The sequence below is a fragment of the Blastococcus aggregatus genome, assembly GCF_900221005.1.
GTDB lineage: Bacteria > Actinomycetota > Actinomycetes > Mycobacteriales > Geodermatophilaceae > Blastococcus > Blastococcus aggregatus.
On the sequence record NZ_OBQI01000001.1, the window covers coordinates 728,386 to 742,276 of the forward strand.

Annotated in this window: 14 protein-coding genes and 1 tRNA gene; 5 read left to right on the forward strand and 10 right to left on the reverse strand. The window is 76.0% G+C overall.

Going from position 1 to position 13,891, the window contains the following annotated elements; all coding sequences use genetic code 11:
• Positions 1-49 precede the first annotated feature (49 nt).
• Positions 50-880, forward strand: a complete 831-nt coding sequence (locus CRP29_RS03680) for an HAD family hydrolase (RefSeq protein WP_245852381.1) — start codon at positions 50-52, stop codon at positions 878-880.
• Here the strand turns inward: CRP29_RS03680 and CRP29_RS03685 are convergent.
• The 5 genes from CRP29_RS03685 to rarD all read right to left on the reverse strand — a co-directional run bounded on the left by CRP29_RS03685 (position 877) and on the right by rarD (position 7,368).
• On the reverse strand, positions 877-1,740 hold the full coding sequence (locus CRP29_RS03685) for an ABC transporter permease (RefSeq protein ID WP_097193656.1): 864 nt from the start codon (positions 1,738-1,740) through the stop codon (positions 877-879). The two genes, CRP29_RS03680 and CRP29_RS03685, sit on opposite strands and share 4 nt — an antisense overlap.
• A complete protein-coding gene (locus tag CRP29_RS03690) occupies positions 1,737-4,547 on the reverse strand; it encodes an alpha/beta fold hydrolase (RefSeq protein WP_245852383.1) in 2,811 nt (936 codons plus the stop codon). The genes CRP29_RS03685 and CRP29_RS03690 overlap by 4 nt, the downstream gene beginning before the upstream one ends.
• Positions 4,548-4,624: 77 nt before the next feature.
• Entirely contained in the window at positions 4,625-5,953 is a 1,329-nt protein-coding gene (locus CRP29_RS03695) for a LytR C-terminal domain-containing protein (protein ID WP_097193658.1), read from the reverse strand.
• Between the two features lie 27 nt (positions 5,954-5,980).
• On the reverse strand, positions 5,981-6,316 hold the full coding sequence (locus CRP29_RS03700) for a DUF3263 domain-containing protein (RefSeq protein WP_097193659.1): 336 nt from the start codon (positions 6,314-6,316) through the stop codon (positions 5,981-5,983).
• Positions 6,317-6,450: 134 nt separating this feature from the next.
• Positions 6,451-7,368 carry an EamA family transporter RarD gene (gene rarD / locus CRP29_RS03705; RefSeq protein WP_176522810.1) on the reverse strand — a complete coding sequence of 306 codons (918 nt, stop codon included), beginning with the start codon at positions 7,366-7,368 and terminating at the stop codon, positions 6,451-6,453.
• A gap of 42 nt (positions 7,369-7,410) precedes the next feature.
• On the opposite strand from rarD, the gene CRP29_RS03710 reads away from it, so the two are divergent.
• Positions 7,411-7,809 carry a DUF5313 family protein gene (locus CRP29_RS03710; RefSeq protein ID WP_097194086.1) on the forward strand — a complete coding sequence of 133 codons (399 nt, stop codon included), beginning with the start codon at positions 7,411-7,413 and terminating at the stop codon, positions 7,807-7,809.
• A 20-nt stretch (positions 7,810-7,829) separates the two neighbouring features.
• Here CRP29_RS03710 and CRP29_RS03715 read toward each other — a convergent pair.
• Both CRP29_RS03715 and CRP29_RS03720 read right to left on the reverse strand, forming a co-directional pair.
• A tRNA-Thr gene (locus CRP29_RS03715) sits at positions 7,830-7,902 on the reverse strand.
• Positions 7,903-7,926: 24 nt separating this feature from the next.
• Complete coding sequence (locus tag CRP29_RS03720; RefSeq protein WP_097193661.1) at positions 7,927-8,817, reverse strand: LysR family transcriptional regulator ArgP; 891 nt, start codon at positions 8,815-8,817, stop codon at positions 7,927-7,929.
• 70 nt (positions 8,818-8,887) lie between these two features.
• Between CRP29_RS03720 and CRP29_RS03725 the strand changes: the two genes are divergently transcribed.
• The gene (locus CRP29_RS03725) at positions 8,888-9,520 is read left to right on the forward strand and encodes a LysE/ArgO family amino acid transporter (RefSeq protein ID WP_097193662.1); all 633 of its coding nucleotides are present in this window, start codon (positions 8,888-8,890) and stop codon (positions 9,518-9,520) included.
• Positions 9,521-9,529: 9 nt separating this feature from the next.
• On the opposite strand, the gene CRP29_RS03730 is transcribed toward CRP29_RS03725, so the two are convergent.
• The 3 genes from CRP29_RS03730 to CRP29_RS22960 form a co-directional block, all read right to left on the reverse strand.
• Positions 9,530-9,991: a GNAT family N-acetyltransferase gene (locus CRP29_RS03730; protein ID WP_097193663.1), complete on the reverse strand. Its 462-nt coding sequence runs from the start codon at positions 9,989-9,991 to the stop codon at positions 9,530-9,532.
• Between the two features lie 48 nt (positions 9,992-10,039).
• Positions 10,040-10,693, reverse strand: a complete 654-nt coding sequence (locus CRP29_RS03735; RefSeq protein ID WP_097193664.1) for a hypothetical protein — start codon at positions 10,691-10,693, stop codon at positions 10,040-10,042.
• A 65-nt stretch (positions 10,694-10,758) separates the two neighbouring features.
• Positions 10,759-11,436, reverse strand: coding sequence for a hypothetical protein (locus tag CRP29_RS22960; RefSeq protein ID WP_217991437.1), 678 nt, complete (start codon positions 11,434-11,436; stop codon positions 10,759-10,761).
• Between the two features lie 79 nt (positions 11,437-11,515).
• On the opposite strand from CRP29_RS22960, the gene CRP29_RS22965 reads away from it, so the two are divergent.
• Both CRP29_RS22965 and CRP29_RS03745 read left to right on the forward strand, forming a co-directional pair.
• Positions 11,516-12,292 carry an ABC transporter permease gene (locus tag CRP29_RS22965; RefSeq protein WP_217991438.1) on the forward strand — a complete coding sequence of 259 codons (777 nt, stop codon included), beginning with the start codon at positions 11,516-11,518 and terminating at the stop codon, positions 12,290-12,292.
• A gap of 106 nt (positions 12,293-12,398) precedes the next feature.
• Positions 12,399-13,862: a trypsin-like peptidase domain-containing protein gene (locus CRP29_RS03745; protein ID WP_245852385.1), complete on the forward strand. Its 1,464-nt coding sequence runs from the start codon at positions 12,399-12,401 to the stop codon at positions 13,860-13,862.
• Positions 13,863-13,891 lie beyond the last annotated feature (29 nt).

Sequence of the window (13,891 nt, forward strand, 5' to 3'; positions counted from 1 at the left end):
ACGGGCCCGACTCTACCCACCGCGCGCCGGCGCCGTGGCGGCGGACAGGATGAGGAGCGTGGCAACCCGGATCGTCTACACCGACCTCGACGGCACCATGGTCGGACCCCGGGGCTCCTTCTGGCACACGGCCGGCCGGGACCTCACCGCCGAACCGGCGACGGCGCTGCTGGACCTGCACCGGGCCGGGATCCCGTTGGTGCTGGTCAGCGGCCGGACGCTGGAGCAGGTGGTCGAGGCCGCGCGGATCTTCGCCGCCGACGGCGCCATCGCCGAGCTGGGCGCGACCGTCAGCTGGAACGGCGGACGCGAGCGCCGTCAGCTGACCGGCGAGCTGCCGGACGGGCACGACGGGCGGACTCCGATGGAGGTCATGGCCGCCCTCGGGGTCGTGGAGGAGCTGATCGCCGCGCACCCCGGCCGGCTGGAGTGGCACGCGCCCTGGCACGCCACCCACGACACCGACGCGCTGCTGCGGGGGCGCGTCGACCCCGTCGCCGTCGACGCGTGGCTCGCCGAGCGGGGCCTGGGATGGCTGACCCTCAACGACAACGGCGCCATCCAGCTGAACTCGCGGATGACGCTGGACCCCGATCCCGCGCCGCCGCGGGTCTACCACCTGATGCCGCGCGGGATCTCCAAGGGCGCCGCCATCGCCTGGGACCTCGAGCGCCGCGGCATCGACCCCGCCGACGCGGTGGCGATCGGCGACAGCATCAGCGACCTGGACATGGCGCCGGCCGTCGGGCGGCTGTGGATCACCGCGAACGGCGCGGCCGTCGACGGCATGGCGGCCCGGATCGCCACCGTCCCGAACGCGACCGTGGCCGACGCCCCGATGGGGCACGGCTGGGCCCAGGCCGTCCGGGCGAGCCTCTAGCTGGTGACGTCGCGGCGCGCGAACGCGCGGAAGCCGAGTGCGGTGAAGACGGCCGCGTAGACCAGCGACTGGATGACGCCGCGGAAGAGGTCGCCGTCGGCGACCGGCGTCTGCAGCAGGTCGGTCCAGGCGAACTCACCGGCGGTCGGGAACCAGTCGCGCAGCGAGCCCAGCTGCTCCACCTGCTCGAGGATCGCGAAGACGAACATGGTGAACACGGCCCCGCCGACGGCGGCCAGCGGCGCGTCGGTGATCGTGGAGAACCAGAAGGCCAGCGTCCCGACGACGAGCAGGTGGACGGCCAGGTAGCCGAGCATCCCGGCCAGCCGCAGGAACCCCTCCCCCTGCGCCAGCGTCACTCCGACCGGCGTCTCGATCGCGCCGAACCCGAAGGCGACCGAGCCGGCCAGCACCGAGACCGCGGTCAGCGTCAGCAAGGCCCCCACCGACAGCACCAGCGCGGCCAGCCACTTCTGCCGGAGCAGCCGCATCCGGGGCACCGGTGTGGCGAGGGTGTACCGGAGCGCGCCCCACTGGGCCTCGCTGGCGACGGTGTCGCCGAAGAAGAGCGCGTACACGACGACCAGGAAGAAGCCGGTGGTCGCGAAGAGCACGAACAGGGTGAAGTTCAGCCCGCTGGCGGTGGCGACGTCGACCAGGTTGATCCGGTTGTTCTCCCCGGCGTCCTCGCTCGCCCCGAGCTTCAGCGCGGCGATGAGCAGCAGCGGCAGGGCCACCATGAGCGCGACGACGCCGAAGGTCCGGCGGCGGGCGAACTGCCGCCGGAGCTCGACGGTCAGCCGCAGCGTGCGCGACGGGCGGTAGCCGGCGACCGCCCCGTTGACCTGCACGTGGTTCATGACTCCCCCACCAGCGCCAGGAAGGCGTCCTCGAGCCGGCGCCGCGGCGTGAACTGGTCCACGGCGATGCCCGCGTCCACCAGCGCCCGCAGCGCCTCGGCGCGGGGCACGCCCTCGAGCTCGGCGACCAGCCCGTCATCGGTCCGGCCGGCGGTCACGCCGGGCAGGCCCTCCAGGACCGCGATCGCCCGGTCGGTGTCGGCCTCGGCCACGCCCAGCAGCACCGCGCCCCCGGCACCGACGATCTCCTCGACGGTGCCCTGCGCGATCTTCTGCCCCTTCGCCATGACGACGACGTGGCTGCAGGTCTGCTCGATCTCGCTCAGCAGGTGGCTGGAGACGATGACCGTGCGACCGGTGGCCGCGTAGGAGCGCAGCACCTCGCGCATGGCGTGGATCTGCGGCGGGTCCAGCCCGTTGGTCGGCTCGTCGAGCACCAGGAGGTCGGGCAGGCCGAGCATGGCCTGGGCGATCGCGACGCGCTGGCGCATGCCCTGGCTGTAGCGGCGCACCGGCCGGTCGAGCGCCGCACCCAGGCCGGCGACCTCGATCGCCTCCTCCATGTGCGCGTCCTCCGCCGGGCGGCCGGTCGCCGCCCAGTACAGCCGGAGGTTCTCCCGGCCGGAGAGGTGCGGCAGCAGGCCGGTGCCCTCGACGAACGACCCCAGCCGCGACAGGACGGGGGCACCCGGCCGCGCGGCGTGCCCGAAGACGCTGATCCGCCCCTCGGTCGGGCGGATGAGGCCCATGAGCATGCGCAGCGACGTCGTCTTGCCGGCGCCGTTGGGGCCCAGCAGGCCCAGCACCTGGCCGCGGCGGACCTCGAAGGAGAGGTCCCGGACGGCGACGAACCCGTCCTTGTAGGCCTTGGTCACGCCCTCGAAGCGCAGCGGCACGTCCTCGCCGTCGGGCTGGACGGCGCTGAGCTGCCGGTCCCGGCGCCGCCCGATCAGCAGAGCGGCACCCCAGCCCAGCAGCGCGAGGGCGACCAGCCCGGCGAGCAGCAGCCACCAGCGGGTGGCGCCGCCCGCGGCCTCGGTCCGCCCCTCGACCTGCGGCACGTCCAGCACGGTCGTTGGATCGGCGAGGGCGATCGAGTGGACCGCCGGCTCGACGGGCAGCGCGAACCCCTGGTCGGTCGTGGAGACCACCAGCCGCATCGTGTGCCCCGCCTCGAACCGGTGCACGATCGCGGGCAGCGTCACGCCCACCCGCGTGGGGGCGGCCGGGTCGGCCGACAGCCCCGTCAGCGCCAGGGGGGCGACCAGCCCGGCCGGCAGCGTCGCCGTCCCGTCGGGTCCGACGTCGTAGAGCTTGGCGAACAGGGTGGCCGACCCGCCGGCCGAGGAGACGGCCAGCTCGACCGTCGCGGCGCCCACCACCTCCACGGCGTCCTGGAGCGGCGCGCTCTCGAAGCTCGCCGACTGGCCGGGGATCTCCAGGGTCGAGCCGCCCAGCGCCGCGGTGAGCGCGCCCAGGCCGGGCACCGTGGTGAGCGCGGCGGGCGTACCGCCCGCGGGGTTCACCACGGGCTGCACCGTTCCGCTCAGCTCGATCCCGGTCCGGCGCACCGGGTCCGCGCCGTCCAGCCCCGGATAGCGCTCGGCGGTGACCGTGCGGGTGCCGCCCTGCACCCGACCGACGGTGCCTGCGGTGCCCAGGCCGGTGGGCGCGGGGAACTCGAAGCTCGAGGTCGCGCCGTCGCGGCCGCGCAGGTGGGCGTCGAACCAGTCACCGACGCGGTTGCGCAGTGCGGCGGTGTCCTGGTCCGAGGCCGGGGCATCGTGACCGCCGGCGTACCAGACCACGGCCACGTCGGTGCCGTTCGCGGCGATGCCCCGGGCGTTGGCGTCGGCCTGGCCGAGCCCGAACAGCGAGTCCTGGGTGCCCTGGATCAGCAGCGTGGGCGCGGTGATCCGGTCGAGCACCCCGGCCGGGCTCGCGCGGTCGAGCACCGCGGCGATCTCGGGGGTCAGCTCCGCGCCCGAGGCGGCCGCCTCGTAGGCCGCGCACACCTCGGCGCTGAACCGGCCGCAGGTCAGCGCCGACGTGACGTCCTCCACGTCGACGTCGGCCGGCGCCGGACGGTCATCCCGCCCGGCCGCGCCGCCGAGGAGGTCGAGCAGATCTCCCGAGGGCGCCGCCCCCAGCCCGAAGAACAGCCCCGACCACAGCCGCTTGTAGACGCCGGCGCCGGCGGCCTGGGCGGTGTCCGCGGGCGTCGCCCCGGGAGTCTCGCCGACCTGCGAGGGGAACAGCGCCGAGGTGAGCGAGTTCCAGGTGATCTGCGGGGCGATGGCGTCGATCCGCTGGTCGTAGGCGGCGCCGAGCAGGGCCAGGGCGCCGCCGTAGGAGGCCCCGGCGACACCGACCCGCGGATCGCCGTCGCCGTCCTGGACGACGTCGTCCCGCTCGGCCAGGACGTCGATCAGCGCCGAGAGGTCGGCGACCTCGTAGCGCGGGTCGTCCAGCCCGATCGAGCCGGTGCTGCGGCCGAACCCGCGGGCGGAGAAGGTGAGGACGACGTAGCCGCGCCCGGCGAGCGCCCGTGCCTCGTCGGCGACCGAGTCCTTGCTGCCGCCGAAGCCGTGGGCCAGCACGACCGCGGGTGCGGGGGGCTCGCCGTCGGCGGGCAGGAAGAGCGTCGTGTCGAGCTCGACGGCGTCCGCGCCGGAGCCGGCCGGGATGCGGGCGTCCTCGGTCCGGACGTCGGCCGCGGCCGCCGGAGCGGCGACGAGCAGGGGTGCGGCGACGAGCAGGGGCAGCAGGACGGCGAGCGCACGCCGGGCGCCGGAGCGCGGACGCACGAGCCCGCGGGAGCGACGCACGAAGCGGCCAACGGACGGCGGGCGGTCCGGGTTCCGCCGGCCGTCAGCAGCTCGGGTCAGGGCGTCCAGTCGCCGGTCGCGACGATGACCAGGCTGGGCGTGGTGATCTCGGCGGGCAGCTCGAAGAAGCGCGGCGCCGGGCCGGCCAGCTGCGGGAACTCCGCGACCAGCTGGTTGGCGGCCTCGAGCTGCGTCGCGTCGCCCTCGGTGTAGTAGACGGTGCTGGCCGGGACGTCGTCGCCCTCGTAGGCGCCGACGCCCGCGGCCTCCCAGCCGCCGGCCTCGACGGCGCCGGAGATCTTCGCGGCCAGGCCGTTGGTGGAGGTGGCGTTGAGCACGACGTAGGGCACCCGGACCGGGGTGGCGGCGACCGGCTCGGCCGGGGCGTCGATGGCCAGCTCGGGCAGCGGGGGCAGGGGGGCGACCGGGGCAGCGGCCACGGGAGCCGTCGGCTGGACGGCGCCGGCCTCGTCGGTCTGCGGCGAGGTGAACTGGTAGACGCCCAGGACGCCGAGCGCGACGACGGCCATGGCGACCAGGCCCTTGGCGACGCGGCGCGGGGAGCGGCGGGGCTCCTCGTCGAGCAGCGCGACACCGCTGTCCTTCGCGGCCTTCCGGCGGGCCTCCTCGGCGGCCTGCCGCTCGGCGCGCAGGGCGGCCCGGCCACCGACGGGGGCGCGGGAAAACGAACGCTCGTCCCGCGGAGCCGGGATCTCGTCGCCGAAGTCGCCGATGTCGGAGCGGTCCTCGTCGTTGCGGGTGCCCGAACGCTCGGGGATGAGGGTGGTGGAGGGGGCGAGCGCGGCCCGCATCTCCTCCTCCGACGGCAGGTCGCCGGAGCGGGAGGGCTTGGTCCAGTCGCCGTAGCGGGAGTCCGAGCCGCCGGCGGTCTGCCGCGGGAGGCGCGGGGCGGGCGCGTCGGTGCGGATGCCGCTGGGCGCGCTGCTGGACGGCTCGGTGCTCGACGGTCCGGCGCTCGGCGACTCGGAGGCGATCTCCGCCTGGAGCGCCTTCCGGCGGGCCGCGGCCGCCTCCGCGGCGCGCAGGCTCTCGGCGAGCGGGCCGGCGGGGATCGGGGGCGCAGCGGGCACGGGACGTCCGGCCGCGGGGACCGGCGGCAGGGGAAGGCGGGAGCGGGAGATCGGGGCCGCGGGCTCGCCGGCGCGGTTGGCGTCGCCGGCGCGGTTGGCGACCGCGGCGGCCGTGGGCCGGCGCGACGGGGCGGCGTCGAGCCGGGCACGGTCCCGCCCGGGCGCGGTGGGGTGGTCGCTCAGTCCGGCGTCGGGAACCCCGCGCCAGAGCGCGTCGGGAGCATCCGTCCGACGACGTCCACCGATGACGGACGAGCTCGTCCCGTCACTGCCTGATCCCGCGTGCCTGCCCACGGTGACGGAATCTAATGCTTGTAACTCTCAATGCCCAGGACCCCGGGACGGACGCGTCCGTTGCCGTGCCGCCCGGACCCGCCGCAGCCGCCGGACGAGCAGGGGGTCGGCCACCAGGGCGGCCGGCCGGTCCACCAGAGCGTTGAGCACCTGGTAGTAGCGGGTCGGGTTGAGCCCGAAGCGGTCGCGGATCGCCGTCTCCTTGGCGCCGGCCGCCCGCCACCACTGCCGCTCGAAGGCCAGCATCTCCCGCTCGCGCGGGGAGAGGTCCACCCCCGCGACCTGCGGAGATGCCGGTACGGACAGCTCCGCCGCGACGTCGTCCCCGCCGGCTGCGGGTGCCGTCGAGAGGTCCGTGCTCATGCTCGCTCCAGCTCCTGCCTGACTCCGGCCGACCCGGATGCGGGGGGCTCGGGAGGAACCGTAGGCGCGGCCTCCGACAGTTCTCGGCGCCCCGCCGGGCCCCGGTGCCGGACCGCGCGGACCGGCGGCGCAGGTCACAAACCGGCCGGCACGACCTCCGGAAGTGACCGGCGTGTCCCTGCACGGGCGTGTCGCAGGGTGTCCGCCGTGAACACCGCGAGCGCCACCCACACGATGGCGAAACCGGCCAGCCGCGCCGGCGGCATCGGCTCGCCGTAGACGAACACCCCGACCGACAGCTGCATCAGCGGGGTGACGTACTGCAGGAGCCCGATCGTCGACAGCGGGATGCGCCGGGCCGCGGCGGCGAACAGCAGCAGCGGGACGGCGGTGGCGATCCCGGAGCTCACCAGCAGCAGGGTGTGACCGGTGCCGGCGGAGCCGAACGTCCCGGCGCCGTCGGCGTGGAGGAAGGCCAGGAGCGCGAGGGCCGGCAGCGTCATCACCGCCGTCTCGAGGAAGAGGCCTGGCGCGGCCTCCACCCGGACCAGCTTCTTCATCAGCCCGTAGAGCCCGAAGCTGGCCGCCAGGCCCAGCGCGATCCACGGCGGGCGGCCGTAGTCGACGGTCAGGACGGCGACCGCGATCCCGGCGATGGCCACGGCCACCCACTGCAGCCGCCGCAGCCGCTCGCCGAAGACGACGACGCCCAGGAGGACGCTCACCAGCGGGTTGATGAAGTACCCGAGCGAGGTCTCGACGACGTGCTCGGAGTTCACGCCGTAGACGAAGATCAGCCAGTTGGCGGCGATGAGCAGGGACGCGCCCGCGAGGACCAGCATCGTGCGCCGGTCGACCACCGCCGCCCGGACGTGCCCCCACCGGCGGACCGCGGTGAGCAGCAGCGCGACGAACAGCAGCGACCAGACCACGCGGTGGGCCACGATCTCGACGCCGCCGGCGGGCTCCAGCAGCGGGAAGTACAGGGGGAACAGGCCCCACAGGGAGTAGGCGGCCAGCCCGGAGACGACCCCCAGGCGACGCTCGTCCACGGGGCGCCACCGTACGCGTGCGGACGGCCTACCTTCGAGGGCGTGCGCGGTGATCGGCCCGACCCGGTGCGGTGGCTCTGGTACGCGCTGGGCGGTGGACTCCCCCGGCGGTTCTCGCCCTGGGTGCTGGCCGACACGACCCGGCGGACGTGGATCTGGCGGCACTTCGCCCGGGCGCTGGTGCAGATGCTCCCGCTGGTCGTGCTCTGCCTGGCCCTGCCGCCGGTGGCCCTGTCCTACCGGCTGTCGGCGGCCGTCGGCGGGCTGCTGATCGGGCTGCTGTTCTCGATGGCCTTCATGACCGAGACGATCGAGCACCGGGTGGTGAAGGCCGGCTATCCGCCGGGCACCGCCGCGCGGATGCGCGAGGAGCGCGCCGAGCGGGAGCGCATCGAGCGGCGCGCGCCCTACCGCCGCGACGGCGCCGGCAGCTTCGACTGAGCCGAGGCCCGGCGGAGCGGAGCCGACGAGGGGACTTGAACCCCTAACCGCCCGATTACAAGTCGGGTGCGCTACCAATTGCGCCACGTCGGCGGACGACGGGACCAGGTCCCGCGCTCAGGATAGGGAGTGCCCGCCCGGGTCGAGTTCGCGCCCGGCTGCCTCGATCACCGCCTCCCGCACCCGGTCGAGCGTCGCCGAGCGCAACCGCCACTGCTGCCAGTACAGCGTGACGTCCACGGCGGCCTCCCGGTCGAGGTCCACCAGGCCCGGCCGCCGCTGCAGGTCGGGCACCATCCCCCAGCCCAGACCGAGCGCGATCGCGTCGACGAAGTCCGCCGACGCGGGCACGTGATGGGTCGGTGGGGCGGCGCCGTCCCCCGCCCGCGCCTGGAGGTAGCGGTGCTGGAGGTCGTCCCGGCGGTCGAAGACCACGACCGGGGCGTGGGCCAGCGCCTCGGCGGTCGGGCCGTCCGGGAGCCACCGCTGCACGAAGCCGGGGGCGGCCACGGGCCGGTAGCGCATGGCGCCGAGGCGGGTGGACGTGCAGCCCGGCACCGGGTCGGCCTCCGTGGTGACCGCCGCCATGACCGTGCCGGCCCGCAGCAGGGCGCTGGTGTGCTCCTGGTCCTCGCGGTGCAGGTCGAAGCAGGCCTCGCCGGCCAGCGGTGCGAGCGCGGGCAGCAGCCACGTGGTCATCGAGTCGGCGTTCACGGCGATCGGCAGTGCGGGCGCCTGCGTCGGCACCGCCTCGCCGCCCAGCTCGCGGGCCACGTCCGCGGTGAGCAGCTGCACCTGCCGCGCCAGCCGCAGCACCGCGCGGCCGGAGTCGGTGACCTGGACCGGCTTGCTGCGCACCAGCAGGATCCGGCCGGTCGCCGCCTCGAGGGCACGCAACCGCTGGCTGATGGCCGACGGGGTCACGTGCAGCGACCGGGCGGCCGCCTCCAGCGTGCCCTCGCGCACGGTCGCGTCCAGCGCCCGCAGTTGGGCCACGTCCAGATCCATGAAGCAACGCTAACGGCGCGGAAGAATCCTTAGCTGGACCGCCAGATCTCCTGTTCCTAGCGTCGAGACCGTGTCCACGACCCCGGCCCTCGTGGCCCTCGCCTCCGGGCTCGCTCTCGGCCTCGGGCTCATCGTGGCCATCGGCGCGCAGAACGCCTTCGTCCTGCGACAGGGGCTCCGGCTCGAGCACGTGGCCGCCGTCGTGGCGGTGTGCGCGCTGTCCGACGTGGCCCTCATCGCCGCCGGGGTCCTCGGCGCCGGCGCGGCCGTATCCCGGGCGCCGCTGCTGATCCCCGTCGTGTGCTTCGCCGGGGCCGCCTTCCTCCTGGCGTACGGCGCCGTGGCCGGTCGCCGCGCCACCCGCCCCGGCGCGCTGCTCACCGAGGCGGGCGGGGCCGGCTCGAGCCTCGCCGCCGCCGTCGGCACCTGCCTGGCCCTGACCTGGCTGAACCCGCACGTCTACCTCGACACGGTGGTCCTGCTGGGCTCGATGGCCTCGACGTACGAGGAGCACCGGTGGGAGTTCGCCGTCGGGGCGGGGCTGGGCAGCGTCCTGTGGTTCACCGCGCTCGGCTACGGCGCCCGCCTGCTGCGGCCGGTCTTCGCCCGCCCGGCGGCCTGGCGGGTGCTCGACGTCGTCATCGCCGTCGTCATGTCCGTGCTCGCCGTCTCCCTCGTCGTCCGGGGGCTGGACGCGCTCTGACCGTCGGCGTCATCCGGCCGGTCGCCACGCGTAGCGCACGTCGGGCTCGCGTTCCTCGTTGCCCGCGCCGTCGGTGCGCTCGACGGCGACGAACCCGTGCCGCTCGTAGAACCGCTGGGCCGCTGCGTTGACCTGGAAGGTCCACAGCCGCAGTCCGGCGGGCTGCCGCTCCTGCGCCAGCGCGATGCACCGGTCCCCGATCCCCCGTCCCCGGACGTCGGGATCCAGGTAGAGCTGGTCGATCCACCCGGGCGTCAGCGCGAGGACGCCGACGACCGCGCCGCCGAGCTCGGCGACCCAGGTCTCCTCCCGCGGCACGACCACCTCCCGGAGCCACCGTCGGACCTCGTCGTCGGGATGCGCGCGGCGCAACGTGGGCAGCGCGGCGTCGAAGGAGCGCAGCCAGACGTCGGCGACCGCCGCGGCGTCGGCGGACCGGGCGCGGCGGAGGACCAGCGGGCCGGCCGTCACGCGGACCAGGCTGCCAGCTCCGGCCCGCTCCCTCGACCCCTTTCCGGGTCAGGCCGCTTCGGTGCCCGCGGCCGGGAGGTCGCGGACGTGCGCGGCGGGATCGCTGCCGGGCGCCGGACCGTCGGCCAGCCAGCGCGCGAAGCCGTCCGGATCCCGCCGCTCCAGCTCGTCGAGCACCATCTCCCGGCGGCCGACGAGCGCTCGCCGGACGACCGGGTCCAGCCGGGCGGTGAGCAGGACGGTGCTGCGCAGCCACTCGTCGCCCAGGGCGCGGGTGGACAGCCCGCCCACCGGCGGCATCAGCAGCGTCGGGCCGTCCGTCCGGACCGGGAGCGGCCGGACCGGCGCCGGTCGCTGCGTCCGGCCCTGCTGGGCGCCGCTCCGGCGGAGCCGGACCCCCACCACCGCACCGGCCACCACGGCGCCCACGAGCACCGCGACCAGGGCCCCGGCGAGCGCGGACAGCCCGGCGAGGACGAGCAACGCCCCCGCCGTCCACCCCGCTGCCCGGACCCCCGCGTCGAGCGCCGCCCCGCGGCGAGCGCCCGGCGCCTCGGAGACCATCCCGGCGGTGGTGGCACCCACGAGGGCCGCGGCGACCATCAGCGCGACGAGGCCCGGTATGCGCAGCGCGAGTGCCCCCACCACGGCCAGCGCGGCGGCGGCCCCGAGGACGACGACCAGCGCCGATCGAACGAGCATGCGGGCCGCCCTACCCCGGGGACCGCCGCTCTGCACGCGCTCCCGGGGTGTCGTTCGCGCCCGGGCTACTCGCGCAGGAACGCCGCCGGGTTGCTGCCCCGGTCCGCCCCGTCCGCCAGCCAGCGCGCGAACCCGTCCGGATCGCGTCGCTCCAGCTCGTCCAGGATCGACGCCCTCCGGGCTGCGACCCCCTCGGGGGTGAGCGGCTCCGGGGAGACGTCCAGGAGCGCCGTCGTCCGCAGCCACTCCTCCCCGAGCGACCGGTTGCTGAGGAAGCGGACCGGCGGGAGGACCGTTCTGGTGCTGCCGGCCGAACCGATGCGGAACGTCGGCGCCGCGGGGTGCAGCGGGGACAGGACGACCGGGCTCTCCTGCTCGTCCGGGAGCGGCGTCCCGGCCGGTGCGGCGCGGCCCGGGACAGGTCGGCGGAGCGCCAGGGCGGCTGCGGCGAGCAGCCCAGCGGCGAGCAGGGTCGCGGCCGTCCCGACGAGCAGCGCGGCACCGCAGAGGACCAGGAGCCCACCGGCGGTGCACGCCGCCGTCCATGCCCACGCGACCAGGGCGACCTCGCCCGCCCGCGACTCCTCCCAGGCCGCTCCTGCCCGGCCGGCAGCCACGAGAGCGGAGACGACCACGAGGCCGACGACCGCCGAGCCGTCCAGGCCGAGCCCGCCGACGACCGCCAGCACGGCCCCGAACGGTGCAGCGAGAACCAGCGCGGGGCGTGCGGGGAGACCGGGCACGGGCGTCCTCCAGCTGAGGTCGGGCGACGTCGACGGCCGGCCGCCTGGCCCTCCGTGTCACCCGGCAGTATCCACGCCCGTGGGCTCCTCCGTCGTCGATCCGGACCTGCGCCTGGCCCTCGTCCTCGTCGTCCTCACCGCCCTCGCCGCCGCTGCGGGGCGGCTGTCCGGTCTCGGTGAGCAGCGGCCGATCCTCGTGGCCGCGGTCCGCGCCACGGTGCAGCTGGCGGTGGTCTCGGCCCTGCTGCTCGCCGTGGTCGAGTCCCTGGCCCTCTCCGCGGCGTTCGTCGGCCTCATGACGGTCATCGCGGCGGTCACCTCCGCGGGCCGGGTGACCGGGCTGCCGCTGCGCGCCCCCGGGGCGCGCGACCGGCTGCTGGCCACCGCACTCCCGATCGCCGGCGGTGCCGCACCCGTCGTGCTGCTGGTGCTGGCCAGCGGGACGGTGCCGTTCCGGGGCGAGTCGGTCGTCCCGATCGCCGGCATCCTGATCGGCGGCGCCATGACGGCGACCTCGCTGGCCGGGCGCCGGCTGCGCGAGGAGCTGGACCAGCGGCGCGGCGAGGTCGAGGCGGCGCTCGCCCTCGGCTTCCTCCCCCGGGACGCGGTCCTGTTCGTCATCCGGTCCGCGGCGGCCTCGGCGCTGATCCCCCCGCTGGACCAGACCCGCACCGTCGGCCTGGTGACCCTCCCGGGCGCCTTCGTCGGCGTCCTCCTCGGCGGGGGCAGCCCGCTCGAGGCCGGCGCCGCACAGCTGCTGGTGCTCATCGGCCTGCTCGCGGCGCAGATGCTCGCGATCTGGGCGGTCACCGAACTGGTGGGCCGCGGGGCATTGCTGGACGACGTGCCGCGTTGAACCGTCCAGGCAGCTCACAGGCAGCCTCCAGCCGCGCGCCAGTGCGCGGCGGGACAGTAGGACCGTCGCGCCGGCCGGATGGCCGCGCGGAGGGAGGAGACGACCAGTGAGCGAATACGGATCGTCGGGTGCCGGCCCGGCCGAGCCCACGGAGGGCACCGGCGGGCAGCCCGGGCCCGGCGAGCGGATCCCGGAGGGCCAGGACCGCGCGCCGACCGCTCCCCAGCCGCCGCTCGGGCAGGCGGGTCCCCCGCCCCGGCCCTACGGACAGCAGGACGCGCGGCCCACCTACGGGCAGCAGCCCTACGGCCAGCCCGCCTACGGGCAGCCGTCGTACGGGCAGCCCGGGTACGGGCAGCAGCCCTACTGGGGCCCGCCGCGCCAGCCGACCACCCCGGTCCCGGCCGGCTTCGGCGGCCTCCCGCCCGGCACCGGCCCCACCGACCCCGGCGCGACGGCCGCGGCGGCTCCGCCCGCCCGACGGTCCGGCCGCGTCCGCATGGGCCTGGCGGGCCTGGTCGCCGGCGCGCTCATCGGCGGCGCCGCCGGTGCCGGCGTCGCCACGCTGGACGACGACGGGAGCGGCTCGGGCGCCTCGCCCGCGGCGGCGCAGAACGTCGTCATCCAGAACCCCGAGTCGGCGACCACCGCCACCGCGGCCGCCGCGAAGGCCGCGCCCAGCGTGGTCACCGTCTACGTGAGCAGCCGGTCCAGCGCCGGCAGCGGCTCGGGCGTCGTCCTCACCGCGGACGGCTACGTCCTCACGAACAACCACGTCGTCGAGGCCGAGGGGGGCACCGTGCAGGTGCGCACCTCCGACGGCACCCTCTACGACGCCGAGGTGGTCGGCACCGACCCGGCCTCCGACATCGCCGTGGTCAAGCTCGCGGACGCCGACGGCCTCACGCCGGCGACCTTCGCGGACTCCGACGACGTCCAGGTGGGCGACGTCGCGGTCGCCATCGGCGCGCCGCTGGGCCTGTCCAACACGGTCACCGACGGCATCATCAGCGCCACCGGCCGTGCCGTGCAGACCGGCTCCTCGCAGGACGACGCCACCGTGATCGACGCGATCCAGACCGACGCGGCGATCAACCCGGGCAACTCCGGCGGCGCGCTGGTCAACGGCGCCGGCGAGGTGATCGGCATCAACACCGCCATCGCCACGGTCGCCTCGGGCGCCCCCGGCGGCGACGCCCAGAGCGGCAACATCGGCGTCGGCTTCGCCATCCCGAGCAACACCGCGAAGCGCATCGGCGACGAGATCCGGGAGACCGGCAAGGCGACCCGTGCCTACCTGGGCGTCCGTGCCAGCACGGCCGCCGCGGGGCAGAACACCGAGGTCGGCAACGGCGCGGAGGTCGTCAGCGTGGAGCCGGACAGCGCGGCGGAGGACGCCGGCCTCGCGGTCGGCGACGTCGTCACCGCGGTGGGCGACCGCCCGGTGACCTCCTCGACCGAGCTGACCGCCGCGGTGCGCAGCGAGGCGCCGGGGGCGACCGTCGAGCTGACCGTCCGCCGCGGCACGAGCGACCGCACCGTCGAGGTCACCCTCGGTTCGACCGGCTGATCCACCGGGGCGGGACGGCGGTCGGGGTA

Bases quoted from the DNA above. Each gene is read 5' to 3' on its own strand.
- CRP29_RS03735 (WP_097193664.1), bottom strand. From the start codon at position 10,693: ATGCTCGTTCGATCGGCGCTGGTCGTCGTCCTCGGGGCCGCCGCCGCG.
- CRP29_RS03680 (WP_245852381.1), top strand. From the start codon at position 50: ATGAGGAGCGTGGCAACCCGGATCGTCTACACCGACCTCGACGGCACC.
- CRP29_RS03720 (WP_097193661.1), bottom strand. From the start codon at position 8,817: ATGGATCTGGACGTGGCCCAACTGCGGGCGCTGGACGCGACCGTGCGC.
- CRP29_RS03700 (WP_097193659.1), bottom strand. From the start codon at position 6,316: ATGAGCACGGACCTCTCGACGGCACCCGCAGCCGGCGGGGACGACGTC.
- CRP29_RS03685 (WP_097193656.1), bottom strand. From the start codon at position 1,740: ATGAACCACGTGCAGGTCAACGGGGCGGTCGCCGGCTACCGCCCGTCG.